Annotated in this window: 21 protein-coding genes, 2 rRNA genes and 1 riboswitch (1 of these 24 cut by a window edge); of the genes, 16 read left to right on the forward strand and 7 right to left on the reverse strand. The window is 70.5% G+C overall.

From position 1 onward, the window contains the following. The 7 genes from Actob_RS02085 to Actob_RS02115 form a co-directional block, all read left to right on the forward strand. Window positions 1–626 (forward strand): 23S ribosomal RNA (locus Actob_RS02085); it begins 2,450 nt to the left of the window's first position. A gap of 101 nt (window positions 627–727) precedes the next feature. Next, a 5S ribosomal RNA gene (rrf, locus tag Actob_RS02090) occupies window positions 728–844 on the forward strand. A 170-nt stretch (window positions 845–1,014) separates the two neighbouring features. Next, a riboswitch (ZMP/ZTP riboswitch) is annotated at window positions 1,015–1,105 on the forward strand. Window positions 1,106–1,125: 20 nt separating this feature from the next. Continuing rightward, entirely contained in the window at window positions 1,126–2,565 is a 1,440-nt protein-coding gene (locus Actob_RS02095; protein ID WP_284918261.1) for a glycine hydroxymethyltransferase, read from the forward strand. 380 nt (window positions 2,566–2,945) lie between these two features. Next, on the forward strand, window positions 2,946–5,141 hold the full coding sequence (locus Actob_RS02100; RefSeq protein ID WP_284918262.1) for a discoidin domain-containing protein: 2,196 nt from the start codon (window positions 2,946–2,948) through the stop codon (window positions 5,139–5,141). A 129-nt stretch (window positions 5,142–5,270) separates the two neighbouring features. Next, a complete protein-coding gene (locus tag Actob_RS02105) occupies window positions 5,271–6,293 on the forward strand; it encodes a sugar ABC transporter substrate-binding protein (protein ID WP_284918264.1) in 1,023 nt (340 codons plus the stop codon). A gap of 5 nt (window positions 6,294–6,298) precedes the next feature. Beyond that, window positions 6,299–7,306 carry an ABC transporter permease gene (locus Actob_RS02110; RefSeq protein ID WP_284918266.1) on the forward strand — a complete coding sequence of 336 codons (1,008 nt, stop codon included), beginning with the start codon at window positions 6,299–6,301 and terminating at the stop codon, window positions 7,304–7,306. Beyond that, window positions 7,303–8,085, forward strand: a complete 783-nt coding sequence (locus Actob_RS02115; RefSeq protein WP_284918268.1) for an ATP-binding cassette domain-containing protein — start codon at window positions 7,303–7,305, stop codon at window positions 8,083–8,085. The genes Actob_RS02110 and Actob_RS02115 overlap by 4 nt, the downstream gene beginning before the upstream one ends. On the opposite strand, the gene Actob_RS02120 is transcribed toward Actob_RS02115, so the two are convergent. Further along, entirely contained in the window at window positions 8,077–8,748 is a 672-nt protein-coding gene (locus Actob_RS02120; RefSeq protein ID WP_284918269.1) for a response regulator transcription factor, read from the reverse strand. The two genes, Actob_RS02115 and Actob_RS02120, sit on opposite strands and share 9 nt — an antisense overlap. Further along, a complete protein-coding gene (locus tag Actob_RS02125) occupies window positions 8,745–9,863 on the reverse strand; it encodes a sensor histidine kinase (protein ID WP_284918270.1) in 1,119 nt (372 codons plus the stop codon). Before Actob_RS02125 ends, Actob_RS02120 begins: the two co-directional genes overlap by 4 nt. A 111-nt stretch (window positions 9,864–9,974) precedes the next feature. Between Actob_RS02125 and Actob_RS02130 the strand changes: the two genes are divergently transcribed. Both Actob_RS02130 and Actob_RS02135 read left to right on the forward strand, forming a co-directional pair. Then, window positions 9,975–10,667 (forward strand): ABC transporter ATP-binding protein, encoded by a 693-nt coding sequence (locus tag Actob_RS02130; RefSeq protein ID WP_284918271.1) that lies wholly within the window; start codon window positions 9,975–9,977, stop codon window positions 10,665–10,667. After that, the gene (locus Actob_RS02135) at window positions 10,664–11,383 is read left to right on the forward strand and encodes an ABC transporter permease subunit (RefSeq protein ID WP_284918273.1); all 720 of its coding nucleotides are present in this window, start codon (window positions 10,664–10,666) and stop codon (window positions 11,381–11,383) included. Before Actob_RS02130 ends, Actob_RS02135 begins: the two co-directional genes overlap by 4 nt. Here Actob_RS02135 and Actob_RS02140 read toward each other — a convergent pair. Beyond that, window positions 11,376–12,521 (reverse strand): outer membrane protein assembly factor BamB family protein, encoded by a 1,146-nt coding sequence (locus tag Actob_RS02140; RefSeq protein WP_284918274.1) that lies wholly within the window; start codon window positions 12,519–12,521, stop codon window positions 11,376–11,378. The genes Actob_RS02135 and Actob_RS02140 overlap by 8 nt on opposite strands. Window positions 12,522–12,600: 79 nt before the next feature. On the opposite strand from Actob_RS02140, the gene Actob_RS02145 reads away from it, so the two are divergent. The 5 genes from Actob_RS02145 to Actob_RS02165 all read left to right on the forward strand — a co-directional run bounded on the left by Actob_RS02145 (window position 12,601) and on the right by Actob_RS02165 (window position 18,657). Continuing rightward, complete coding sequence (locus tag Actob_RS02145) at window positions 12,601–14,559, forward strand: putative bifunctional diguanylate cyclase/phosphodiesterase (RefSeq protein WP_284918276.1); 1,959 nt, start codon at window positions 12,601–12,603, stop codon at window positions 14,557–14,559. Beyond that, window positions 14,556–15,455 carry an ABC transporter substrate-binding protein gene (locus tag Actob_RS02150; RefSeq protein ID WP_284918278.1) on the forward strand — a complete coding sequence of 300 codons (900 nt, stop codon included), beginning with the start codon at window positions 14,556–14,558 and terminating at the stop codon, window positions 15,453–15,455. The genes Actob_RS02145 and Actob_RS02150 overlap by 4 nt, the downstream gene beginning before the upstream one ends. Before the next feature lie 40 nt (window positions 15,456–15,495). After that, entirely contained in the window at window positions 15,496–16,110 is a 615-nt protein-coding gene (locus Actob_RS02155; RefSeq protein WP_284918279.1) for a TetR/AcrR family transcriptional regulator, read from the forward strand. Between the two features lie 73 nt (window positions 16,111–16,183). Continuing rightward, window positions 16,184–17,089 (forward strand): ABC transporter ATP-binding protein, encoded by a 906-nt coding sequence (locus Actob_RS02160; RefSeq protein WP_284918280.1) that lies wholly within the window; start codon window positions 16,184–16,186, stop codon window positions 17,087–17,089. After that, complete coding sequence (locus Actob_RS02165; RefSeq protein ID WP_284918281.1) at window positions 17,086–18,657, forward strand: ABC transporter permease; 1,572 nt, start codon at window positions 17,086–17,088, stop codon at window positions 18,655–18,657. Before Actob_RS02160 ends, Actob_RS02165 begins: the two co-directional genes overlap by 4 nt. 39 nt (window positions 18,658–18,696) lie before the next feature. On the opposite strand, the gene Actob_RS02170 is transcribed toward Actob_RS02165, so the two are convergent. The 4 genes from Actob_RS02170 to Actob_RS02185 all read right to left on the reverse strand — a co-directional run bounded on the left by Actob_RS02170 (window position 18,697) and on the right by Actob_RS02185 (window position 23,443). After that, window positions 18,697–20,328, reverse strand: a complete 1,632-nt coding sequence (locus tag Actob_RS02170) for a Na+/H+ antiporter (protein ID WP_284918283.1) — start codon at window positions 20,326–20,328, stop codon at window positions 18,697–18,699. A 72-nt stretch (window positions 20,329–20,400) separates the two neighbouring features. Further along, entirely contained in the window at window positions 20,401–20,916 is a 516-nt protein-coding gene (locus Actob_RS02175) for a DUF4142 domain-containing protein (protein WP_284918284.1), read from the reverse strand. A gap of 84 nt (window positions 20,917–21,000) precedes the next feature. Continuing rightward, entirely contained in the window at window positions 21,001–22,461 is a 1,461-nt protein-coding gene (gene ahcY / locus Actob_RS02180) for an adenosylhomocysteinase (protein WP_284918285.1), read from the reverse strand. A gap of 130 nt (window positions 22,462–22,591) precedes the next feature. Further along, a complete protein-coding gene (locus Actob_RS02185; RefSeq protein WP_284918287.1) occupies window positions 22,592–23,443 on the reverse strand; it encodes a hypothetical protein in 852 nt (283 codons plus the stop codon). 83 nt (window positions 23,444–23,526) lie between these two features. On the opposite strand from Actob_RS02185, the gene Actob_RS02190 reads away from it, so the two are divergent. Together Actob_RS02190 and Actob_RS02195 are read left to right on the forward strand one after the other, a co-directional pair. Further along, the gene (locus tag Actob_RS02190) at window positions 23,527–24,447 is read left to right on the forward strand and encodes a LacI family DNA-binding transcriptional regulator (protein ID WP_284918289.1); all 921 of its coding nucleotides are present in this window, start codon (window positions 23,527–23,529) and stop codon (window positions 24,445–24,447) included. A 255-nt stretch (window positions 24,448–24,702) separates the two neighbouring features. Further along, on the forward strand, window positions 24,703–26,286 hold the full coding sequence (locus Actob_RS02195) for a methyl-accepting chemotaxis protein (RefSeq protein WP_284918290.1): 1,584 nt from the start codon (window positions 24,703–24,705) through the stop codon (window positions 26,284–26,286). The last annotated feature ends 1 nt before the right edge of the window (window position 26,287 follow it).

The following is a 26,287-nucleotide window of genomic DNA, read 5'->3' on the forward strand; positions in this document are numbered from 1 at the left end:
CGGAGGCGCCCAAAGGTTCCCTCAGCCTGGTTGGCAATCAGGTGTTGAGTGTAAGTGCACAAGGGAGCTTGACTGTGAGACTGACGGGTCGAGCAGGGACGAAAGTCGGGACTAGTGATCCGGCACTTGCGTGTGGAAGCGGTGTCGCTCAACGGATAAAAGGTACCCCGGGGATAACAGGCTGATCTTCCCCAAGAGTCCATATCGACGGGATGGTTTGGCACCTCGATGTCGGCTCGTCGCATCCTGGGGCTGTAGCAGGTCCCAAGGGTTGGGCTGTTCGCCCATTAAAGCGGTACGCGAGCTGGGTTTAGAACGTCGTGAGACAGTTCGGTCCCTATCCGCCGTGCGCGTTGGATACTTGAGAAGGGCTGTCCCTAGTACGAGAGGACCGGGACGGACGAACCTCTGGTGTGCCAGTTGTTCCGCCAGGAGCATGGCTGGTTGGCTACGTTCGGAAGGGATAACCGCTGAAAGCATCTAAGCGGGAAGCTCGCTTCGAGATGAGGTATCCCACCACCTTGAGTGGGTAAGGCCCCCAAGAGACTATTGGGTTGATAGGCCGGAGATGTAAGCACGGTAACGTGTTGAGTTGACCGGTACTAATAGGCCGAGGGCTTAACCACCCTAAATTTTCTGCTTGCGTCCACTGTGTGATTCACAGCAAACGAACAACCACCCCGTGAACATGGTTTACGGGTTGCTGGTTGGTTCTGCTGATGGCTGTTTCGGTGGTCATAGCGGAGGGGAAACGCCCGGTTACATTCCGAACCCGGTAGCTAAGCCCTCCAGCGCCGATGGTACTGCACTCGGGAGGGTGTGGGAGAGTAGGACGCCGCCGGACTCAACTTAAGAAAAGGCCCACCCCATCATGGGGTGGGCCTTTTCTGTATTCAGGCGGTCCTTGGCGGTGGCGATTCATGCCGAGGACTGATGCTCGTCAAGGCCAATCGAGTGACGGTGGCCCCTGTGGCGGCCAACGGGTGTGACCGTGAGGCCCTGGTCGGTATGCTTGGCGCGGGCCGTGACTGGCGCGTTCGGATGGTTGACCATCGGGGAGCGGCCTCGTCGAGACGACGACATGCCGTGCGCCTGGGCCTCTTCACTACGTGATAGGGAGGTCCCATGTCTGAAGCAAGCGCTGTTGAGCTCAACGCCGAATCGGTCGCTTTCCGATCCGCCCTCGAGGTGGTGCGGTCCGTCGAGCCGCGCATCGCCGACGCGATCGCCAAGGAGCTGACGGATCAGCGGGAGTCGCTGAAGCTGATCGCCAGTGAGAACTACGCCTCGCCGGCTGTTCTGCTCGCCATGGGTAACTGGATGTCCGACAAGTACGCCGAGGGCACCATCGGCCGCCGCTTCTACGCCGGCTGCCAGAACGTGGACACCGTCGAGTCGATTGCCGTCGAGCACGCGAAGGCCCTGTTCGGGGCTCCGTACGCGTACGTCCAGCCGCACTCCGGCATCGACGCGAACCTGGTGGCGTACTGGGCGATCCTGGCCGACCGGGTCGAGGTGCCGTACCTGAAGAAGTTCGAGAAGCGGCAGATCAACGACCTGACCGACGCCGAGTGGGCGGAGCTGCGCCAGGCCTTCGGCAACCAGCGTCTGCTGGGCATGTCGCTGGACGCCGGTGGTCACCTCACCCATGGGTTCCGGCCGAACATCTCCGGCAAGATGTTCGACCAGCGCTCCTACGGCGTGGACCCGGCGACCGGCCAGATCGACTACGCCGCGCTGCTGGAGACCGCCAAGGAGTTCAAGCCGGCGGTGATCGTCGGTGGCTACTCGGCGTACCCGCGCAAGGTGAACTTCGCCAAGATGCGGGAGATCGCCGACGCGGTCGGCGCGACGTTCATGGTCGACATGGCGCACTTCGCCGGTCTGGTCGCCGGTGGTGTGTTCACCGGGGACTACAACCCGATCCCGCACGCGCACATCGTCACCACCACCACCCACAAGAGCCTGCGTGGCCCGCGCGGTGGTGCGGTGTTCTGCCAGCCGGAGCTGTCGTCGCAGGTCGACCGCGGCTGCCCGATGGTGCTCGGTGGCCCGCTGCCGCACGTGATGGCCGCCAAGGCGATCGCGTTCGCCGAGGCCCGCCGGCCGGAGTTCGCGTCCTACGCCCAGCAGATCGTCACCAACAGCCAGGCGCTCGCCGAGGGGCTGCGCAAGCGGGGCGTGCAGCTGGTCTCCGGTGGCACCGACAACCACCTGGTGCTGATCGACGTGCACCCGTTCGGGCTGACCGGCCGGCAGGCCGAGCAGGCCCTGCTGGACAGCGGCATCGTCACCAACCGCAACGCGATCCCGTCCGACCCGAACGGCGCCTGGTACACCTCCGGCATCCGGGTCGGTACCCCGGCGCTGACCAGCCGCGGCCTCGGCGTGGCCGAGATGGACCAGATCGCCGAGCTGATCCACACCGTGCTGGCCGGCACCACCCCGGACCCGTCCTCGAAAGCCAAGTTCACCCTGGACCCGGCGCTCTCCGAGGGCGTCTCGAAGCAGGCCTCCGACCTGCTCGCTCCGTTCCCGCTCTACCCGTCGGTCAGCCTCGGCTGACGCCGGCAACTCCGGAACCCGTCGTAGCCGTGACTCGGCTACGGCGGGTTCTTTTTCTGCGCCGGGCTGGGCGGATGCTCCGTATGCGTACCGAAAGCGTGTTTTAGCGAGACGAGCCGGAACCGGTTTCGGAAGAGCTGTTATCGCCTGCCGTGAATCTCGTCGTGGGTTGCGGGATCACCGCCTTGATCAGGTGAAACGCTGCGGGCGGTGAGGCGGAGAGATCGATTTCACGGTTCTTCGGTACCGGTTCCGGAACCTCGCAACATCCTGGACATCAATCGGTAACGACTCTTAGCGTCGTGGCCTGGGTGAGCGCTCTCCCATCGCCAAGTCCCCACGTGCTTGTGCCCCTCCCGTCCCTCCCCTAGGAGACCCCCATGAGACGCTCCCGCTGGCGGAGCGGCGCGATCGTTGGCGTGACAGCCGCGGTCGTCGCCGGTTATGCCGCCATCACCATGACCGGAGCCTCGGCCGCCGAGACGCTGCTGTCGCAGGGCAAGCCCGCGACCGCCTCGTCCACCGAGGCGGCCGGCGCCTACCTCGCCTCGGAAGCCGTCGACGGCAACACCGGCAGCCGCTGGTCGTCCGCCTTCTCCGACCCGCAGTGGCTCCAGGTGGACCTGGGCAGCTCGCAGTCGATCAGCCGAGTCGAGCTGAACTGGGAGACAGCGGCCGCCAAGGCGTTCCAGATCCAGGTCTCGGACAACGCGTCCAGCTGGACGTCGATCTACTCGACCACCACGTCGACCGGTGGCAACCAGAACCTCAGCGTCAGCGGCACCGGCCGCTACGTGCGGATGTACGGCACCCAGCGGACCACCGGCTACGGCTACTCGCTCTGGGAGTTCAAGGTGTACGGCGGCGGGACCACCACGCCGACCTCGCCGACCCCGTCGACGACGCCGTCCGGCCCGGCCCTGCCCGGCGGCGGCAGCCTCGGTGCCCAGGTCACCGTCTTCGACCCGAGCATGTCGAGCGCGACCATCCAGGCGCAGGCCGACGCGATCTTCAAGCAGCAGGAGACCAACCAGTTCGGCACCCAGCGCAACCTGCTGGCGTTCAAGCCGGGCACCTACAACGGCCTGAACATCCAGGTCGGGTTCAACACCTCGGTAATCGGTCTCGGTCAGAACCCGCAGGAGGTGCGGATCAACGGGGACATCACCGTCGACGCCGGCTGGATGGCCGGCAACGCCACCCAGAACTTCTGGCGGTCGGTGGAGAACATCTCGCTGTACCCGGTCTCCGGCGCCGACCGCTGGGCGGTCTCACAGGCGGCCCCGTTCCGCCGGATGGACGTGCACGGTGACCTGAACCTGGCGCCGAACGGTTACGGCTGGGCGTCCGGCGGCTACATCGCCGACACCCGGATCAGCGGGGTCGAGGGGCAGTACTCGCAGCAGCAGTGGTTCACCCGCAACAGCCAGATCGGCTCGAACTCCAACGCGGTGTGGAACCAGACCTTCGTCGGCGTGCAGGGCGCTCCGGCGAACAGCTTCCCGAATCCGCCGTACACCACCATCGGCAGCACCCCGGTGATCCGGGAGAAGCCGTACCTGTACCTCAACGGCAGCGACTACGCGGTCTTCGTGCCCAGCCTGTCGACCAACTCGTCCGGTGTCAGCTGGGCGAACGGCAACACCCCGGGCACCAGCATCCCGCTCTCGCAGTTCTACGTGGCCAAGCCGGGCGACAGCGCGGCGACGATCAACCAGGCGCTGGCACAGGGCCTCAACCTGATCTTCCAGCCGGGCGTCTACCACGTGAACCAGACGATCAACGTGACCCGGGCGAACACCGTGGTCATGGGTCTCGGCTACGCGACGATCATCCCGGACGGTGGCGTCACCCCGATGCAGGTGGCCGATGTGGACGGCGTGAAGGTGGCCGGCCTGCTCTTCGACGCGGGCACCACCAACTCGGCGAACCTGCTCGTGATCGGCCCGAACGGCTCGTCGGCGAACCACGCGGCGAACCCGACCACCGTGCAGGACGTGTTCTTCCGGATCGGCGGCTCGATCGCCGGCAAGGCCACCAACAGCCTGCTGGTGAACAGCAACAACACGATCATCGACCACATCTGGGCGTGGCGGGCCGACCACGGCAACGCCGGCACCTACGGCTGGACGATCAACACGGCCGACAGCGGGCTGATCGTGAACGGTCAGAACGTGACAGCGTACGGCCTGTTCGTCGAGCACTACCAGAAATACGAGGTGGTGTGGAACGGCAACGGCGGCAAGACCTTCTTCCTGCAGAACGAGCAGCCGTACGACCCGCCGTCGCAGTCGGCCTGGCGCAGCGGCGCCAACGGGTACGCGGCGTACAAGGTGGCCGACTCGGTGACCAGCCACGAGGCGTGGGGGCTGGGCAGCTACTGCTACTTCAACGTGGACCCGAGCATCCACTCCAACAGCGGCTTCGAGGTGCCGGTGAACTCCGGCGTCAAGCTGCACGACCTGCTGACCGTGTCGCTCGGCGGCAACGGCGTGATCGACCACGTCGTCAACAACACCGGCGCCGCGGCGCAGGGCACCGCGACCGTCCCGGTCTACCTGAACAGCTTCAACTGATCGAGCGGTGAACGATCGGGGGTCGCCGTCCGGCGACCCCCGATCACTTTGTGCAATGTCGTGTTGACACCGTGCAGTCGGGGGCGTCTACTCCAAGGCAACGTTGTCCCTCGATGTAGCGGAGGCGACATGCGCAGGCTGACGGCGGTCGTGGGCTGCGTGACGCTGGTGCTGGCCGGCGCCGCCTGCAACCGGGGCACCGGGGAGCCGGTGGTCGGGCTGATCACCAAGACCGACACCAACCCGTTCTTCGTGACCATGAAACACGGCGCCCAGCAGGCGGCCGACCAGCAGGGGCTGGACCTGCTCACCTTCGCCGGCAAGGTGGACGGCGACAACGAGGCCCAGGTGCAGGCGATCGAGAACCTCATCTCGTTCGGCGCGGAGGGCTTCCTGATCACGCCGAACGACTCGAAGGCGATAGTTCCCTCGCTGGACCGGGCGCACAAGGCGGGCATGCTGGTGATCGCGCTGGACACCCCGGTCGATCCGCCGGACGCCGCCGACGCCACCTTCGCCACCGACAACTACCAGGCCGGGAAGCTGATCGGCGAGTGGGCCAAGGCGAAGTTCGCCAAGGGCGGCAAGACCGCCAAGATCGCGATGCTCGACCTCAACCCGAACCAGGTCTCCGTGGACGTCAAGCGGGACCAGGGCTTCCTCGAGGGGTTCGGGATACCGAACGGCGACCCGAACCGGATCGGCGACGAGAACGATCCGCGGATCTCCGGGCACGACGTCACCGACGGCAACGAGGAGGGCGGGCGTACCGCGATGGAGAACCTGCTTCAGAAGGATCCGTCGATCAACCTGGTCTACACGATCAACGAGCCGGCGGCGGCCGGCGCCTATCAGGCGCTCAAGGCGGCCGGTAAGGACAAGGACGTCACCATCGTGTCGATCGACGGCGGTTGCCCGGGCGTCGACAACGTGACGAACGGCGTCATCGGGGCCACCTCGATGCAGTTCCCGATCAAGATGGCCCAGCTCGGCGTCGAGGCGATCGCGACGTACGCCAAGGACGGCACCAAGCCACAGAACACCGCCGGCAAGGACTTCGTCGACACCGGCGTCCAGTTGATCACCGACGACCCGCAGGCCGGCGTGGAGGCGAAGGACTCCGCGTGGGGCAAGCAGAACTGCTGGGGGTGAGCTCCATGACGGCCACCGACTTCGACGTACGCCGGCACGACTCGCTGGGCCTGCGCGTGCAGCACACCCTGCACGGCAATCCGGTGCTCGGGCCACTGGCGGTACTGATCCTGGCGATCATCGCCTTCTCGATCGTCAACACCCGGTTCTTCGCGGCGGCCAACCTGTCGCTGGTGCTCCTGCAGGTCACCGTGATCGCCACCATCGCGCTCGGCCAGACGTTGATCATCCTGACCGCCGGCATCGACCTGTCGGCCGGCGCCATCGCGGTCTTCTCCTCGGTGCTGATGGCCCAGTTCTGCGTCAAGGCCGGGATGCCCGGAGTGCTCGCGCTGCTGCTCGGTTTCGCCTGCGGTACCGCGATGGGCGCGATCAACGGGATGCTGGTCACCCGGATCAAGCTGCCACCGTTCATCGTCACGCTCGGCACGCTCACCATCTTCTTCTCGCTGAACTCGGTGGTCAGCAACAGCGAGACGGTGCGCGGCTCGGACATGCCGGGCCTGATGACCTGGACCGGTGACGCCATCGCGATCGGCGGCTTCCAGCTCAGCTACGGCTCGATCATCATGCTGTTGCTGTTCGGGTTCTTCTACTACACGCTGGCGCGGACGGCGTGGGGCAAACACGTCTACGCCACCGGGGACGACGTGGAGGCGGCCCGGCTGGCCGGTATCCGTACCGGAAGAGTGCTCTTCTCGGTCTACACGGTGGCCGGTCTGCTCTATGCGATCGGTGGCTGGATCCTGATCGGCCGGCTCGCCTCGGCCAGCCCGAACGTCGGCACCGAGTACAACCTGGACTCGATCACCGCTGTGGTGCTCGGCGGGACCAGCCTGTTCGGCGGGCGCGGCGGAGTGATCGGCACCCTGATCGGCGCGCTCATCGTGGGGGTCTTCCGCAACGGGTTGCAGCTGGCCGGCGTCGCCGTGGTCTGGCAGGGCTTCGCCGTCGGCCTGCTGGTGCTGATCGCGGTCTCGCTCGACCAGTGGATCAGGAAGGTGAAGGGATGACCGCGCCGGTTCTGCAAGCCAAGGGCCTTACCAAGAGGTACGGCCGGGTGGTCGCCATCGACGGCAGCGACCTGGAGCTGATGCCGGGCGAGATCCTGGCGGTGATCGGGGACAACGGCGCCGGCAAGTCCAGCCTGATCAAGGCGCTGTCCGGGGCGCTGATCCCGGACCGCGGGGAGATCCTGCTGGACGGCGCGCCGGTCAGCTTCCGCAACCCGATGGAGGCCCGCGAGGCGGGCATCGAGACGGTCTACCAGACCCTGGCCGTCGCGCCCGGCCTGGACATCGCCGACAACCTGTTCCTCGGCCGCGAGCAGCGCCGCCCCGGCCCGCTCGGCTCGGTCTTCCGGATGCTGGACCGCAAGCGGATGCGCGACGAGGCGGCCCGGCACATGAGCGAGCTGGGCGTGGCCACCCTGCAGAACATCGGGCAGGCCGTCGAGTCGCTCTCCGGCGGCCAGCGGCAGGCGGTCGCGGTGGCCCGGGCCGCGGCGTTCGGCAGCAAGGTGGTGATCCTCGACGAGCCGACAGCGGCACTCGGCGTCAAGGAGGGCAACCGGGTGCTCCAGCTGATCCGTGACGTCCGGGATCGCGGGCTGCCGGTGATCCTGATCAGCCACAACATGCCGCACGTCTTCGAGGTGGCGGACCGGATCCACATCCAGCGGCTGGGCCGCCGGATCGCGGTGATCACCCCGTCCTCGCACTCGATGTCGGACGCTGTGGCGATCATGACCGGCGCCGCCCCGCCACCCGGCGCGGAGAAGCTGTCAGTGTGACCCGCTCGGGCGGATCAGCCCGGCCTCGTAAGCGGCGATCACCAGCTGCGCCCGATCGTGCGCGCCGAGCTTGGTCATCGTGCGGTTGACATGCGTCTTCACCGTGTGCGGGCTGATCGTCAGGTGCTCCGCGATGCCGTCGTTGGACAGGCCCGAGCCGACCAGCAGCAGCACCTCGCGCTCCCGGTCGGTGAGCTCGGCCAGGCGTTCCGGGACGGGCGCGGCGCCGTGCTCCGGGCGGGCCAGGTACCGCGCGATCAGGCTGCGGGTGGCGGCCGGGGTGAGCAGGGCGTCGCCGCGGTGCACCACCTCGACGGCGTGCAGCAGCTCGGCCGGTTCGGCGCTCTTGCCGAGGAAGCCGCTCGCCCCGCAGCGGAGGGCGGCGAAGACGTACTCGTCGATCTCGAACGTGGTCAGGATCAGCACCCGGACGCCGGCCAGCGCCGGGTCGCCGGTGATCAGGCGGGTGGCGGCCAGGCCGTCCAGCTCGGGCATCCGGATGTCCATCAGCAGCACGTCGGCCCCGGGGGAGCGGGCCAGCTCGACCGCCTCGTGCCCGGTGCGCGCGGTGCCGGCCACCGTCATGCCGGGAGTGGCCTCGATGAGCGTGGCGAAGCTCGCCACCAGCAGCGGCTGATCATCGGCGAGACCGACTCTGATCATGCGGCGAGGCCGGTGGGCAGGGTGGCGGCGACCCGGAAGCCGCCGATCGCGCGCGGCCCGGCGTGGAACTCGCCACCGAGGGCGGCGACCCGCTCGCGCATCCCCAGCAGCCCGTGCGCGGGCCTGTCCACAGGGCTATCCACAGGGTTGTCCACAGCTGGGCGGTCGTTTTCCACAATCACGGTGAGGGTGCCGGACTCGTGCCGCAGGGTGAGCCGGACCGCTGTGGGGCCGGCGTGCCGGGCGACGTTGGTGAGCGACTCCTGGACGATCCGGTAGGCGACCACGTCGGCCGCCGGTGGGATCGGGGGCGCGTCGTCCTGGCGTACGAAAGCGATCCGCAGGCCGGACCGGCGATAGGCGGCGAGCAGGTCGTCGAGCGCGGCCAGGCCGACCGCCGGCTCGACCGGTGCGGCCGGCTCGCCGGGCCGGCGCAGCAGGCCCACCGCGTCACGCAGTTCGGCCAGCGCGTCCCGGCTGCCGCGGCGGATCTGCTCGAACGTCTCGCCGGCCGGTTCGCCGGCCGCCAGATGCGCGGCCACCCCGGCCTGCACGTTGATCAGCGCGAGGTGGTGGCCGACGCTGTCGTGCAGGTCGCGGGCGATCCGCAGGCGCTGGGCGGCCAGCCGTTCCTCGGCCCGCAGCAGCGCCTCGGCCAGGTAGAGGCGCCGGTTGCGGGCGGCCTCGCCGGCGGCCACCGCAACCCCGCCGAGCGCGGCCAGCGCCAGATTTTCCGGGCCCAGCCAGTGATCGGCGCGGACCGCCGTGTGGAAGGCCCCGATCGCGGCCACCACCAGGCAGGCGACCAGCCAGGGGTGCCGCTGGCCGCGGGCCTCGACCACCGTGTAGAGGGCGAGCAACGGCGCGGCCAGGACCAGTAGCCCGGCACCGACCGGCACCCAGGCCAGATAGCCCTCGGCGGCGACGGTGCAGGCCAGCAGCACCGGCACCGGCCACCGGCGCCGCCAGACCAGCGGCAGGCAGGCGGCGGCGACCAGGGCGAGCGCCACCCCGTTGCGCAGATGGCCGGGGAAGGCCGAGGTGATCAGCACGACCAGGGCGATCGTCGCCGCGATCGCGGCGTCCATCACCTGTGGACGGGCGTGGAACCGCATGCCCACACGGTACGGTCCGGCGGGCCGACTGTGGATACCGCGAGCGCGGTATCCGCAAGATGACCCCGCGAGGCGACTCGCCGGGACCGGGAAAGCGGAACAGTCGGCGGCATGACCGACATCGAGCTGCGAGGCCTGACCAAGAGATTCCGGACGGTCGCCGCCGTACGCGACCTGACCTGCACCATCAAGCCGGGAGTGACCGGCTTCCTGGGCCCCAACGGGGCCGGCAAGACCACCACCCTGCGGATGCTGCTCGGCCTGATCCGGCCGACCGCCGGCGGCGCCGTGATCGGCGGACGCGCCTACCGCGACCTGGCCCGGCCGCGCCGGGTGGTCGGCGCCCTCCTGGAAGCGTCCGGGTTCCACCCCGGCCGCACCGCACGGCAGCACCTGCTGGCCACCGCCGAGTCGGCCGGCCTGGCCCGGAGCCGGGTCGACCTGGTGCTCGACGAGGTGGACCTGACCGCCGACGCGAACCGGCGGGTCGGTGGCTACTCGCTCGGCATGCGACAGCGGCTCGGACTGGCCGGCGCGCTGCTCGGCGACCCGGAGGTGCTGATCCTGGACGAGCCGGCCAACGGCCTCGACCCGGCCGGGGTGGCCTGGCTGCGCGCCCTGCTGCGGAGCCTGGCCGGCCAGGGCCGCACCGTGCTGATCTCCAGTCACGTGCTGGCCGAGGTCCAGCAGACGGTGGACCGGGTGCTCATCGTCGACGACGGAACGCTGCGCTACGCCGGGCCGCTCACCGACCTGGACAACCTGGAGTCGGCGTTCCTGCGTCTGACCGGGAGCGCGTCGTGATCGCCGCGGAGTTCCGGAAACTGCGTACCGTGCGCAGCACCTGGCTGCTGCTGATCACCGCGCAACTGGTCGTGGTGGCCGGGGTGAGCGGGCTGATGGTGAGCCAGTCCGACGCGCTCGGCCCGGACGGGCAGCGCGACGCGATAGCCCACGCCGGCCTGGTGTCGATCTTCGCGCTGGTGCTCGGCATCCTCGCGGTGGCCGGCGAGTACCGGCACCGGACGATCACCGACACCTACCTGACCGAGCCCCGCCGGGAGCGGGTGGTGCTCGCCAAACTGGCCGTCAACGTCGTGGCCGGACTGGTCTTCGGCCTGGTCGCGGCAACAGTGGCGGTGGCCGCCACGGCGATCTGGGTGACCGCGAAGGGCGGCGCGATGGCCTGGAACGGTGACCTGTGGCAGGCGGTCGGCGGCGCGGTCGGCTGGAACGTCGCGTTCGCCGCGCTGGGCGTCGGGATCGGCGCGCTGGTCACCAATCCGCTCGCCGCGATCGCCGGCTCGCTGGCCTGGATCGCCCTGGTCGAGGGGATCGTCGGCCAGTTGATCGAGGACGCGACGCGCTGGCTGCCGTTCCGGCTCGGACCGGCCCTGGAGGGGCTGGCCGGGCGGGGCGAGTTCCCGCCGGCCTGGCAGGCCGCCCTGGCCCTGGGCGGTTATGTCGTGGCGTTCGTGGTGGCGGCGGTGGCCACCACGATCCGCCGGGACGTCAGTTGAAGGTGGCGACCCGATGGTGTGCGTCGCCGCCGATCATGGTGAAGTCACCGCCGGCGGCGATCACACCCAGCGACGGGCTGGCGGTCAGCGCCCGGACGCCCTGAACGCCGTTGGCCTGCGGCGCCCAGTCGGTCAGGTCGCCGTCCGAGTCGATGGCGGCGAGCTTGACCCGGGACCGGGAGTCGTCGTCGCAGTCACCGAACCTGTCGACTGTCGCGCTGGTGCAGGCCCTGTCGAAGTGCCCGCCGACGTACGCCGTGCCGTCCAGCGCCGCCACCGCCTGCACGTCGCCGTCGAAGTACCGGGACCAGCGCGGCCGGCCGGCCGGCGTCCACGACTCGGCGCGGCCGCCCAGCCCGCCCAGCCCGGCGTAGACGCCGTCGCCGTCGGCAGCCACCGCGTACACGACAGCGCTGGGCTGCGGCCGGAAACCCGGGACCAGCTCGCCGCTGCGGGCGTCGACAGCGCTCAGCCGCCGGGTCGACGAGACGTCGTTCGTACGGTGGAAGCTCCCGCCCAGATAGACCCGGCGGCCCGCCGTGGCCAGCGCGTAGACCGGGGCGTCGGCGGTCGGCGTCCAGTCCTCGTCGAGCTCACCGTCGGAGAGCCGGAACGCGGCCAGCCGCAGCCGTTCCTCGTCGTCCACGGCGGTGAAGTCGCCGGCCAGATAGAGGCGGCCGTGCGTGATGGCGAGCGCGCGCGGCGACCCGGCCACCTCGTGCGAGAACTCGCCCAGCTCACCGCTGTCGGCGTCGAACCGGGCCAGCGCGTCGCGCTCGGCGCCGGAGACGGTGCCGAAGTCGCCGGCCGCGTAGACCGAGTCACCGGTGACGGCCAGGGCGCGTACCGTCCGGTCCGCGGTGGGCGCCCAGTCGAGCAGCTCACCGGTGCGCGCGTCGAAGGCGGCCAGCCGGCCCCGCGGCACCCGCCGCCCGTGCGTGGTGACCGAGGTGAAGTTCCCGCCGGCGTACACCGTGCTGCCCCGGAACGCGACAGCGTAGACCGAACCGTTGAACGAGGGCAGGACCGGCGACTCGGCGCCGACCTCCGCGGCCCGGGCCGGTGACCAGCCGAGGAACGTTCCGGCGAGCACGACGCCGGCGGTGAGCGCGACCCGCAACCGCTGAGAGATACGCATGCCGGGTCAAACGGCGCGGCGCCCGCCGGGGATGCGGCGAAATTCTCAGCCGGTACCGTCCGGCGTCGATCAGTCACGCATGCGGTTGCGCCGAGTCCGACGGCGGGCAGGCGCGCGGACCAGTTCCCGCCTGTTCGCCACCTACGCTGCCGCCAGCCTGATCCCGGTGATGGTGCTGGGCGCGGTGATGTGGCAGGGATATCGCCGGGATGCCACCGAGCAGGGCCGCCGGCAGGGACTGGCGCAGGCCGCGGTGATCGCCGAGATGGCTGTCGCCCCGGCGATGGACGGCGCGGACCTCGACCACGGGCTGACCGCCGACCAGTTGGAGGGCATGCGGCGGGCCACCGAGCTGGCCGTCTTCCACGGGTCGATCCTGCGGCTGCGGGTGCGCGGGTTCACCGGGCAGGTGGTGTTCTCCGACGACGGCTCGACCGGTGGCGGGCTGCCGGTGGCGGACCCGGACTTCCAGGCCGCGGCGGCCGGCGGATCGCGGGTCAAGGTGATCGGCGGGCCCGGGCAGGAGGTGATCCGGGTGGTGCAGCCGCTGGTGGCGAGCGCGTCCGGGCAGGCCATCGGGGTGCTCGAGCTGTATCTGCCGTACCAGGGGATCGCCGCGCAGTCGCGCGCCCAGCTGGCCCGGTTCGCCCAGCGGGTGGCGGCCGGCCTGGCCGCGCTCTACCTGGTTCTGGCCCTGCTGGCCTGGTGGACCACCCGGTCACTGGGCAGGTACGCGGCCCGGCAGGAGTACCAGGCCACCCACGACATGCTGACCGGTCTGCCCAACCGGGCCGCCTTCCGGAGCCGGGCCGAGCAGGTGCTGGAGGTCGCCGAGCGGGACGGCGGGCACGGCGCCGTGGTGCTGCTCGACCTCAACCGGTTCAAGGAGGTCAACGACACGCTCGGCCACCACGCCGGCGACGAGCTGCTCAAGGTCGTCGCCGAGCGGCTGCGCGCCGGTCTCGGCGACGGCGACCTGCTGGCCCGGCTGGGCGGCGACGAGTTCGCCATGCTGCTGCCCGGCCGGGACGCCGCCCAGGCGGTGGCGCTGCTGGCGTGGGTCCGCGACCGGGTCGCCGAGGAGCTGGTGCTGTACGACGTGCCGCTGAGCATGGAGGCCAGCTTCGGTGTGGCGCTCTACCCGGAGCACGGGACCGGGCTGCAGGACCTCACGCAGCGCGCGGACGCCGCCATGTACCACGGCAAGCGCGGCACCGAGGACATCGTGGTCTTCGCCGGCGGGGCGGCCGGGCATCCGCACCAGTGGCTGAAGATCCAGGCCGAGCTGCGGCACGCGCTGGAGCGGGACGAGCTGGTGCTCTGGTACCAGCCCAAGGTCGAGCTGCCGGACGCCGAGATCACCGGGGTGGAGGCGCTGGTCCGCTGGCAGCACCCGGAACGCGGGCTGCTGCCGCCCGGCGAGTTCCTGCCGGCCGCCGAGCACTCCGGGCTGATCGCACCGCTCACCGAGTGGGTGCTGCGCCGGGCGCTGGCCGACCAGGCCGGCTGGACCGCCACCGGGCAGGACTGGACGCTCTCGGTGAACGTGTCGGCCCGCAACCTGGACGCGCCCGGCTTCGTCGGGTACGTCGCCGCCCTGCTCGCCGAGACCGGCGCCCGCGCCGACCGGCTGATCCTGGAGGTCACCGAGACCGCGCTGGCCGGGGACGCGGACACCGCGGTCCGGGCGGTGAACGAGCTGGGCGCGCTCGGCGTCGGCATCTCGGTGGACGACTTCGGCACCGGGTACACCAGCCTGTCGCACCTGCGCGGGCTGCCGATCACCGAGATCAAGATCGACCGGGCGTTCGTCGCCGACGTCGACCGGGACCCGCAGAGCCAGGCGATCGTCCGCTCGGTGATCGAGCTGGCGCACGGGCTGGGCAGCCGGGTCACCGCCGAGGGCGTGGAGACGCCGGAGATCCACCGCTGGCTCGTCGAAGCCGGCTGCGACGAGGGACAGGGCTGGTTGTACGGCCGTCCGGTGCCCTGGCCGCAGGTCGCCGTCGAACCGCTCACCGAGAGGACCGTTCGATGAACGTTTTCCGCCGTGCCCTGGCGCTGACCGGGGTCCTCGCCGTGCTCGCCGCCGGTGGCTGTGACGCCACGATGGGGAACAAGGGCACCGGGCTGGACCTCACCGCGGCCGTCACCACCGACGAGGCCCTGCATGCCGCGCTCCCGCCGGCTATCCGGGACCGTGGGTTCATCCGGCTGGTCACCGATGCCAGTTACGCGCCGATGGAGTACTTCGCCGCGGACGGGCGGACCATCATCGGTTTCGAGCCGGACCTGTCCGCCGCGCTCGGCGGCGTGCTCGGCATCCGGCTGGAGATGGTGGTCGGCGACTTCGCCACCGCGCTGGACGAGGTGAACCGCGGCACTTACGACGGGGTGTTCTCGTCGATGACCGACAGCGCCGAGCGGCAGAAGAAGGCCGACTTCGTCGACTACTTCAGCACCGGGACGTCGATCCTGGTGCAGCGCGGGAACCCGGCGCACATCCGGAACCTGACCGATCTGTGCGGGCAGCGGGTGGCGGTGGAGGCCGGCACCTTCCAGGAGGACATGATCGCCCGCCGGCAGCGGCGCTGCGGCCCCGACCCGATCCTGGTCACGTCGCTGAAGACCAACGCGGACGCCCTGCTGCACCTGCGCACCGGCCGGGCGGTGGCCGTGCTCAACGACTTCCCGCCGGCGTCGTACCTGGTCACCGACCCGCGGACGAACATGTACTACCAGCTCGCCTCGGACATGCAGTACGAGACGGGGCTGTTCGGCATCGCGGTGGCCAAGAGCAGCCCGGGGCTGCGGGACGCCCTCAAGGGTGCGCTGGACCGGCTGATCAGCACCGGCACATACGGCGAGCTGCTCCAGCGCTGGGGGCTCGCCTCGGGCGCGGTCACCGAGGCGACGGTGAACGCCGGACATTGATCACCCTGGTGGCTACACGGGTGTGTAGTAGCCTACACATGTGAGTAGCGACAGCGACCTGACCGCGCGGGCCCGGATCCGCGACGCCGCCATCGGGCTCTTCGCCGAGAAGGGCATCGCCGGCGCCACGATCCGGGACATCGCGCAGGCCGCCGGGGTCTCCTCCGGTCTGCTCCGGCACCACTTCGGCTCCAAGGAGGGCCTGCGCGACGCCTGCGACGAGTGGGCGCTGAGCCGCATCTCCGAGCTGCAGATCCGGTTCGCGGCGACCCAGGTGGTCGGCGCCCTCCCGCCGGACACCATGACCCTGCAGCGGTTCCTGGTGCGCTCGCTGATGGACGGCTCGCCCACCGGGACGAAGATGTTCGCCGAGGCGGTCGACCGCGGCGGCTACTGGCTGGAGAAAACCGGCATCGAGAGCGCGGATCCGCGCGCGTTCGTGGCCGTCCTCGGCGCCATGAAGATGGGCATGTTCCTCATGCACGAGCAGCTCAGCACCGTGCTCGGCGAGGATGTCAGCGTGCTGCCCGGCTGGCTGCGCATGGTCCGTGCCGCGGTGGAGGTCTTCGAGCGGCCGCTGCTCACCCCGGAACAGGCCGACCAGGCCAGGAAGGCGCTGGATCGGCTCGCACGCCACGAAGGGGAGCAGCCATGAACGAGCTTGCCACCGAGCCAGCCGGCTCGGTCCCGCAGCCGGACCGGTGCCGGCGCGCAGCGGAGGTGACGGCATGACCGAGGCCATCGACGCGGTCGGACTGACCAAGCGATTCGGGAAGGTCGCCGCCCTGGACGGGCTGGACCTCCAGGTCCGGACCGGGGAGGTGCACGGCTTCCTCGGGCCGAACGGCGCCGGCAAGACCACCACGATCCGCATCCTGCTCGGGCTCACGCGCCACAACGGCGGGACCGTGCGCCTGCTCGGCGGCGACCCGTGGTCCGACGCGACCCGGCTGCACCGGCGTCTGGCGTACGTGCCGGGCGACGTCACCTTCTGGCCCCACCTCACCGGCGGCGAGGTGATCGACCTGCTCGGCCGGTTACGCGGCGGGCTCGACCCGAAACGGCGCGACGACCTGATCGAGCGATTCGAGCTGGACCCGCGGAAGAAGGGGCGGACGTACTCGAAGGGCAACCGGCAGAAGGTGGCGCTCATCGCCGCCCTGGCCTCGGACGTGGAGTTGCTGCTCCTGGACGAGCCCACCGCCGGCCTGGACCCGTTGATGGAGGAGGTCTTCCGCGAGGTCATCACGCAGGAGAAACGGCGCGGTGACCGGACCGTGCTGCTCTCCAGTCACATCCTGGCCGAGGTCGAGGCGCTCTGCGACCGGCTCACCATCATCCGCGACGGCCGCTCGGTGGAGACCGGCACGCTGGACGACCTGCGGCACCTGACCCGGACCACGATCCGCGCCGAGCTGACCGGTCCGGTCAACGGACTGGCCGGTCTCGCCGGGGTGCACGACCTGACCAGCACCGACGGCCGGGTCGCCTTCGACGTGGACGCCGACGCCCTCGAGCCGGCGCTGCGGTCCCTGGTCGCGGCCGGGGTCCGCAGCCTGGTCAGCCAGCCGCCGTCGCTCGAGGAGCTGTTTCTGCGGCACTACACCCGCGGCGAGGCCGGGGGCGCGCGATGACCGGCACCGGCAGCCTGCTGCGGCTGATCCTGCGCCGTGACCGGGTGATCCTGCCGCTCTGGGTGCTCCTGCTCGGCATCCTGCCCCAGGTCTACCTGGCCGGTTTCCAGAAACTGTTCGCCACCGACGCGGAACGCCTTCAGTACGCGCACATCAGCGCCACCAACGCCGGGTTCACCGGCCTCTACGGGCCGGTGTCCGGTGACAGCCTCGGCGAGCTGGTGGTCTGGCGCGCCGGCTTCGTCCCGGTGATGATCGGGCTGGCCGCGCTGCTCACCGTGATCCGGCACACCCGGGCCGAGGAGGAGGCCGGCCGCAGCGACCTGATCCGGGCCACCGTCGTCGGCCGGTGGGCTCAGCTGGCCGCCGCCCTGATCGCCACCACGCTCGGCTGCCTGGTGATCGGCCTGATGGTGACCGCCTCGATGATCGGAGCGGGGGAGCCGGCCGAGGGCTCGGTGGCGTTCGGCGCGCTGTTCACCCTCAGCGGCTGGCTGTTCGCCGGCGTCGCCGCGGTCGCCGCCCAGCTCAGCGGCAGTGCCCGCGGCGCCCGGACGATAGCGGTGGTGGTCCTCGGCGTGTCCTACGTGCTGCGGATGGGCGGGGACATCTCGGCGGCCGGCGACGGACGGCTGGACTGGCTCGCCTGGCTGTCCCCGCTCGGCTGGGTGCAGAAGATCGTGCCGTACGGCGCCGACGACTGGACCCCGGCGATCATCGCGCTGCTGGTCTCGGTGGCGGCGGTGGCGGTGGCCGGGGTGCTGCTCAGCCGGCGGGACCTGAGCTCCGGCCTGCTCCCCGCGCGACTCGGCCCGGCACACGCCGGCGGCGGCCTGGCCTCGCCGCTCGGGCTGGCCTGGCGGCTGCACCGGGGGCTGCTGCTCGGCTGGACCGCCGGGTTCGCCGCGCTCGGCCTGGTCTTCGGCGGGGTCGGCAGCAGCGTGGTGGACCTCGCCGAGGGCAACAGCGGGGTGACCGACGTCTTCAGCAAGATCGGCGGCACCGGTCCGGTGACCGACGCGTACTTCGCGACGACAGCGGCGATCTGCGGGCTGATCGTGGCCATCTACGCGATCCAGGCCGGGTTGCGGATCCGCGACGAGGAACAGAACGGGCACGCCGAGCTGATCCTCGGCACCGCCGTGGGTCGCCTCTCGTGGGCCGCCAGCCACCTGGTCTTCGCCCTGCTCGGGCCGGCGGTGGCGCTGGCGGCCGAGGGTGCGCTGGCCGGAGCGACCTTCGGTGATCCCGGGCCGGTGCTGGCCGCGTCGCTGGCTCAGCTGCCGGCGGTCTGGGTGCTGGGCTCGGTGGCCGTGCTGCTGATCGGGGTGCTGCCCCGGTTCGCCGCCGCCGCCTGGGGCGCGGTGGCGGTGTCGCTGCTGATCCTGCTGGTCGGCGGGCTGCTGGAGGTCCCGCAGTGGGCGATGGACGTCTCGCCCTTCACGCACGTGCCGCAGCTGCCGGCGGCGAGCTTCTCCGCCGTACCGGAAATCGTCCTGATCCTCGTCGCTGTCGCCCTCGCCGCGGCCGGGCTGACCGCCTTGCGCCGCCGCGACATCCCCGCCTGACAAGCCGCCGGCCTGCGGCATCGCCGCAGGCCGGGGCGCTCAGTGCGATCTCCCGCGTTTCGGCAGGACCAGCTCCTCGTGGTCGAGTTCGCGATTGAGTACGCGCAGGTTCTGGTCGTCCAGGCGGCCGGCGTCCCGCCAGCGGAGCAGTTCCTCGCGCTCGGCGTCGATCACCGCCTGCCGCACCGTCAGCGCGGCCTCGTACTGCTCGGACAGCGGCACCTCCGGGGAGTCCACCTGTTCGAGCAGGTCGAGACGGTGGCGGTAGCGGTCGAGGCGGACCTGGAGCTGCTTGCGCATGGTCTCCATGGCCTCGTCCTCGTTGCTGTCGTGGTGCTCGCTCTGGATGTCGTCGAGCCGGTTCAGCGCGGCGCGGACCGCCGCCGAGCGGGCCTCGTTGCGCAGCCGGGCCTTGTCGGTCTCGTTGGCCCGCAGGCCCAGCCGGCGGACCAGCGGCGCGAACGTCAGGCCCTGCCCGACCAGGGTGACCAGCACCACCGAGAAGGCGCAGAAGGCCAGCAGGTCGCGGTTCGGGAAGGTGCCCGGGAGGCTGTAGATCGCGGCGAGCGTGATCACGCCGCGGGTGCCGGCCCAGCTCAGCACCGCCGATTCCTTGCCGCTGAGCGACTTCTCCTGGACCGTGCCGGAGTCGTCCTCACCACCCAGCCGGGTGTGCAGCGAGCGGGGCAGTAGCTGGGTGAGCACCAGCCAGAGCGGGCGCAGCAGCAGCACCACGCCGAGGGTGACCGACAGCGCGACGACTATCGTGCCGGTTCCGTATCTGCCCAGGCCCTGCAGCACGGTCCTCATCTGCTGGCCGATCAGCAGGAAGACCACGCCCTCCAGCAGGAAGTCGATCAGCCGCCAGACCGCGCTGGTCTGCAGGCGGCTGGCGCCGGTCGCGTAGCGCGGGGTGTCGTGGCCGATGATCAGGCCGGCCACCACCACCGCGAGCACCCCGGAGACGTGCAGGTGCTCGCCGAGCAGGTACGCCGTGAACGGTGTGACCAGCGAGATCGCGTTGGCGGTCAGCGGGTCGGCGCGCAGCACCCGGAGGAACCGGACGACCCACGCCACCGCCCAGCCGACCAGCACTCCGCCGGCCGCGGCCAGGACGAACTCGCCGACAGTGGCCTTGACCGAGAAGTCCTCGTGGCCGGTGGCCACCTCGCCGGCGACGAGCAGGATGGTCAGCGCTGTCGCGTCGTTGAGCAGGCCCTCGCCCTGGATCAGGGTGATCAGGTTGGTGGGCAGGCCGGCCTTGCGGCCGACGGCGAGCGCGGCGACCGGGTCGGGCGGGGCCACCGCCGCGCCCAGGGCCACGCCGGCGGCCAGGGTGACGCCGGAGACCCAGAGGGAGAGCCCGTAACCGACCAGCAGCGCGGTGGCGATCACCAGGGCCACCGACAGGCTGATCACGGTGCGCAGGTTGCGCCGGATGTCCAGCAGTGACGAGTCCAGCGCCGCGTTGTAGAGCAGCGGCGGAAGGATGAACGTGAGAATCAGCTCCGGTTCGAGTTCGACGTTCGGACCGGGGAGGTAGGCGTAGGCGATTCCGAAAACGGTCAGCAGGACAGCGGCGGGCAGGCCGGTCTTCCCGGTGATCCAGTGCACCAGCACGATGACCGCGACGGCGCCCAGACCGAAAAGAAGGGTCTCCTCGAGGCTCATCCACCTATTCTTCGCTACTCCCGATCACGCCGTCGTGGCAGGCTGATGACGTGATCGGGAGCAGCTCGCCGGTTATTCGAGGCCGGCCTGCCGCAGGGCGGTGGTGTGGCGCCGGACGATCGGCAGCGCGCCCCGGGCGATCTGTCGCACCTCGGCCTCGTCGCCGTCGGCCAGCTCGGCCCGGATCACCCGAGCGGCACGGGCGTGCAGGGCCGCCTGAGTGGTCAGGAAGAGCTTGTCGAACTCGGTCCGGGACGTGCTGCGGTACAGCATGACGCCCTGCTGGACGGTGCTGTTCGGCTCGCTGTCCAGCTGGACGCGCAGGGTCCGGGCGACATCGCGGACCGCCGCGTCCAGGTGCGTGCTGTCCGCGGCGAACCGGGCGCCCAGCGCGCGGATCCGCGGGTCGGCAGCCTTGTGTGCGGCGATCCGGCCGAGCACGATCTGGGCGAGGTTGCCCTGATGGGCGGTGCGCAGGAAGGCGGCGTCCGGGTCGAGCCGGCGGGCCGGCGGGGCCGTCGCGACGGCCGCAGGGGCGAAACCGGCAACGGCCGCGACCACGACGATGGCCGCTGCGATCTGTCGCAAGAACATAATGAAAATCCCCCTATGTCGGAAATCGCAGGCTAGCCGCGAAGAACCGACACAGGGGGACTATCTACTGCTTATAACTCAGTAGCGGTAGTGCTCCGGCTTGTACGGACCCTCGACGTCCACGCCCAGGTACTCCGCCTGCTTCTTGGTCAGCGTGGTGAGCCGGACGCCGAGCGCGTCCAGGTGCAGCCGCGCGACCTTCTCGTCCAGGTGCTTGGGGAGGACGTAGACCTGCTTCGCGTACTCGCCCGGCTTGGTCCAGAGCTCGATCTGGGCCATCACCTGGTTGGTGAACGAGTTGGACATGACGAAGCTGGGGTGGCCGGTGGCGTTGCCCAGGTTCATCAGCCGGCCCTCGGAGAGCACGATCACCGAGTGCCCGTCCGGGAAGCGCCACTCGTGCACCTGCGGCTTGATCTCGACCTTCTCGACGCCGGGAACCTTCGCCAGGCCGGCCATGTCGATCTCGTCGTCGAAGTGCCCGACGTTGCCGACGATCGCGTTGTGCTTCATCGCGGTCAGGTGCTCGACCCGGATGATGTCGGTGCCGCCGGTGGTGGTGATGAAGATGTCGGCCTCGCCGACCACGTCCTCCAGGCGGACCACCTGCATGCCGTCCATCGCCGCCTGCAGCGCGCAGATCGGGTCGACCTCGGTCACCACGACGCGGGCGCCCTGGCCGCGCAGGGTCTCCGCGGAGCCCTTGCCGACGTCGCCGTAGCCGCAGACCACTGCCAGCTTGCCGCCGAGCATCACGTCGGTGGCCCGGTTCAGGCCGTCGACCAGGGAGTGGCGGATGCCGTACTTGTTGTCGAACTTGCTCTTGGTGACCGCGTCGTTGACGTTGATCGCCGGGAAGAGCAGGGTGCCCTCCTTGGCCAGCTTGTAGAGCCGGGCCACGCCGGTGGTGGTCTCCTCGGTCACGCCGCGGATCTCGGCGGCGATCCGGGTGAACCGCTGCGGGTCCTCGGCGAGGCTGGCCCGCAGGGTGTCCAGGATGATCGAGTACTCGTGCGAGTCGGCCTCGGTGGCCTGCGGGACCGCGCCGGCCGCCTCGAACTCCACGCCCTTGTGCACCAGCAGGGTGGCGTCACCGCCGTCGTCCAGGATCATGTTCGGACCCTGGCCGTTGCCGAAGTCGAACAGCTGGGTGGTGGCCCACCAGTACTCCTCCAGGGTCTCGCCCTTCCAGGCGAAGACCGGGACGCCGGCCGGGGCGTCGACGGTGCCGGTCGGGCCGACCGCGACAGCGGCGGCCGCCTCGTCCTGAGTGGAGAAGATGTTGCAGGACACCCAGCGCACCTCGGCGCCGAGCGCGACAAGCGTCTCGATCAGGACCGCGGTCTGCACCGTCATGTGCAGCGAGCCGGCGATCCGGGCGCCCGCGAGGGGCTTCGACTCGCCGAACTCGGTGCGCAGCGACATCAGGCCCGGCATCTCGTGCTCGGCGAGGCGGAGCTGGTGCCGCCCGGCCTCGGCCAGGTTGATGTCGGCGATCGCGAAGTCGAGACCGTTGACGGACTTAAGTTTGTCGCTCATGAAAAGAGGGCTCCTCCCTCTCAGGAGGCGCCCTTACGTCAAAGACTCCGCACCCGAGCGTGGCGGACGCCATTGTCCGTTGCAGCGCCTCTCGGATCGGCGTGACTACTTTATCTTCTTCGGCGCTTGATCACATGCGCCTGAGGGTTCCGTCGGTGTCGGTAATGACATAGGTGCCGTCGCCCAGCGGTTCGAGGTCGTCCGGCTCCATCGTGACGATGCCCAGGTCACCGAGGATCTCGCCGGTACCGGTGCCGACCCGGAAATGCCGCCAGGATTCGCCGTCGGAGACCACCACGATCGCGGTCTCCGCGTCCAGGTAGCCACCGGCGAACTCGACGGCGGAGTAGCCGAACGCCTCCGGGCCGAGCCGGAACCGGACCACCCCGCTGGGGAAGTCGTGGAAGGCGACGTCGCCCTGCTCGTACTCGACCGTCATGATCTGGCTCTCGTCCGGCGCGACGCCGATCGGCACGCGGTCCGCCCAGCCGAGGTCGAGCGGCTCGCCGTCCGGTGCCGCGAGGTAGACCCGGGTGCCGTCCTGGCCCTCGCCGACGTCGAGCAGCATCCGCCCGTCCCGGAAGGGGTGCTGCCCGCCGCCGTGCCCGGCACTGTCCAGCGGGAACCGGCGGCGCGGCGCCCCGGTGGCCGCGTCCAGCACGATCCACTCGTCCTGCTCGCCCCGGTCGGCCTCGGCCTGCGGCGCGTAGACCCAGACCAGCGCGTCGTCGGCGGAGAACACCGCGTCGACCAGGAAGGAGCCGGCGTACTCCCCGCGCGGGCCCAGCTCGAAGCGCCATCGCTCGCGCCCGGCCGGGTCGATCCGGACCACCGCGTCGTCGGTCGCGTAGACCAGCGAGTCGCGGGCCGAGGACACCGACCAGGACCAGACGTCCGGGGGCAGCGGGAAGATCCGGAGCGGCTCGAGGGCCTCGTCGAACACCTGGACGTCGTCGCCGGACCGGCGGGAGATCACGCGCACGCGCGAAGACTACGTCACGCGATGGAGCGGAATGAGATCAAAGACCTTCCATGGGACCTCAGGAACCCATCATTCTGTACGGCGTGAAGCCCCCGCACCGGATCCAGGAGATCGCCGCGCGAGCCGGCCTGAGCCCGGCCACCGTGGACCGGGTGCTGCATCAGCGGGGCGGGGTCCGGGAGAGCACCGCCGGCCGGGTCCACCAGGCGATCGCCGAGCTGGACCGGGAGTCCGCGACGGCTCGCGTCCTGACGATCGACCTGGTGCTGCCCACCGACTTCGGCGCGGACGTGCCGGCGGCGCTCGACCCGGACCTGCCGATCCAGTCCCGGGTGCACCGCACCGACGACCCGGCCGGCGCGCTCGGCCAGGTCGCCCGGTCCCGCTCGGACGGGGTGATCGTGCTGGCCCCGCCGCTGCCCGAGGTGGCCGACGCGGTGGCCCGGCTGGACGTGCCGGTGGTGACGCTGAACGTGGACCTGCCGGCCGGCAAGCGGATCGCGCACGTCGGGGTGGACGACTTCGAGGCCGGGGCGACAGCGGCGTACCTGGTCGAGCAGTGGCTGCACGACCGCGCCGGCGACGTGCTGGTGGTCGCCGAGCGGGCGGCGCCGCAGCGGGTGGCCGGCTTCCGGTCGGTGCTCGGCCCGGCCCGGCGGCTGCACGTGGTGACCGGTCCGGATCAGGCGCGCGCCACGCTGGCCGGGACACATACCGTACGGGCGGTCTATGCGCCGGCGGCCGGCGACTGCGCCGGGGTGGTCGCGGCGTTCGCGGCCGAGCGGCGGAACTACGACGTGTTCGTGGCGCACGGCCTGACCCCGGACACCCTGCCGCTGTTGCGGACCCAGCAGATCTCCGCGGTGCTGCACCAGGACCTGGGGGCCGACCTGCGGCACGCCGGCCGGGCGATGCTGCGGGCACATGGGCTCCTGCCCGGGCCGATACGTTCCCATCCGGCCGCGGTGCGGATTCTCACCCCGTTCAACGTTCCGGTGTCCTGATCCGGGTCCGCCGTTCGTCAGGGTGGTCAGACCCGAGCAGGGGGACCGCTGAGGTGCCTGAGGTTCGCCGGCACCGGCACCGCGCCGGAGACCGGGCGGCCGGCGAGCTGTTCCGCCCGGCCGTGGCGGCTGCCGGTTCCCAGATGGAACGGCATGCGTTATCGAAGCAAATCGGTTAACTCTCGGTTGCAGCGGTCAGACCCGCCGGTTCGGTGCCGAATCAGCAGGTACCGAACGAGGAGAGGGATGACGAAGATGGCCGGAAACCGTGGGCTGGGGCAGTGGTGCCGGGACCGTAAGGTCTCCACCAAAGTGCTTGCGGTCGCCGGCGTGGCGATAGCCGGGACGGTGGTGACCGGCGTGCTCGCCGTGACCGGCATCGGCGACATGACCAGCACCCGCAACGCCGAGATCGGGCGGATGCTGCCGTACCTCACCAACCTGAACGACGCCGCGCTGGCGCTCAAGTCGGCCGCCAACGACGAGCGGGGCTACCTGCTCACCGAGGACCCGAAGTTCGCCAAGGAGGCGCTGGGCCGGCAGGAGAAGGTGACGGCCTCGCTGGCCGCGGCCCGTGGGCTGGCCGGCGCGGACGCCGCGAAGGTGGACGCGATCGAGGCGGCCACCGACAAGTGGTTCACCGCCGTGCAGTCCGAGTTCACCCTCTTCGAGACCAAGCCGAAGGCGGCCACCGAGCTGGCCCTGGGCGCCAACCGGGACCTGCGCAAGGCCTACGAGGGCCTGCTCTCCGACGAGGTCGGCACGGCCAACAAGGCGATGCTCGCCGGCCGTGGCTTCGACCACGCCGCCAACCGGACCCGCACCCTGGTGATCGCCGCGCTGCTCGCGGCGCTGCTGCTCGGCGTGAGCTGTGCCCTCTTCGTGGCCCGGCTGATCATCGTCCCGCTGCGCCGGGTGAGCGGGGTACTGGACAAGGTCGCCGAGGGTGACCTCACCGGCGACCCGGAGGTGCACCAGCGCGACGAGCTCGGGCACATGGCCGACTCGCTGCGGGCTGCCACCAGCTCGCTGCGGCAGACCGTCACCGACCTGACCGCGCACTCCGAGTCGCTGGCCGCCGAGGCCGGCGCGCTCGCCGCCACCAGCAAGCAGAGCACCAGCAGCGCCGAGCAGGGCGCGCGGCAGGCCGCGACGGTCGCCGACTCGGCGGCCACCATGTCGCTGAACATCCAGACCGTGGCGGCCGGCTCCGAGGAGATGGGCGCGTCGATCCGGGAGATCAGCGAGAGCGCCACCCAGGCCGTGCAGGTGGCCAACCGGGCGGTCGACGTCACCCGCAACACCAGCGCGGTGATGGCCAAGCTGGGCGAGTCGTCGGCGGAGATCGGCGACGTGATCAAGACGATCACCGCGATCGCCGAGCAGACCAACCTCCTCGCGTTGAACGCCACCATCGAGGCGGCCCGGGCCGGCGAGATGGGCAAGGGGTTCGCGGTGGTGGCCAGCGAGGTCAAGGAGCTGTCCCAGGAGACCGCGCGGGCCACCGAGGACATCGGGCAGCGGGTCGCCGCGATCCAGGCGGACACCGCCGGCGCGGTCGCCGCGATCGGGGAGATCAGCGAGATCATCGGGCGGATCAACGACTTCCAGACCACCATCGCCTCGGCGGTGGAGGAGCAGACAGTCACCACGCAGGAGATGAGCCGCAACGTCAGCGAGGCGGCCGACGCCGGCACCCGGGTGGCCGACACGATCACCGGGGTGGCGTCGTCGGTGCAGCTCACCACGGTCGGCGTGGCCGAGGCCGACCGGGCCGCCACGCACCTGGCCGGGATGTCCACCGACCTGCGCCACATCGTCGAGCGCTTCAAGCTGTAGA

Origin of the sequence: Actinoplanes oblitus, from assembly GCF_030252345.1 — a bacterium.
GTDB classification, from domain to species: Bacteria; Actinomycetota; Actinomycetes; order Mycobacteriales; family Micromonosporaceae; genus Actinoplanes; species Actinoplanes oblitus.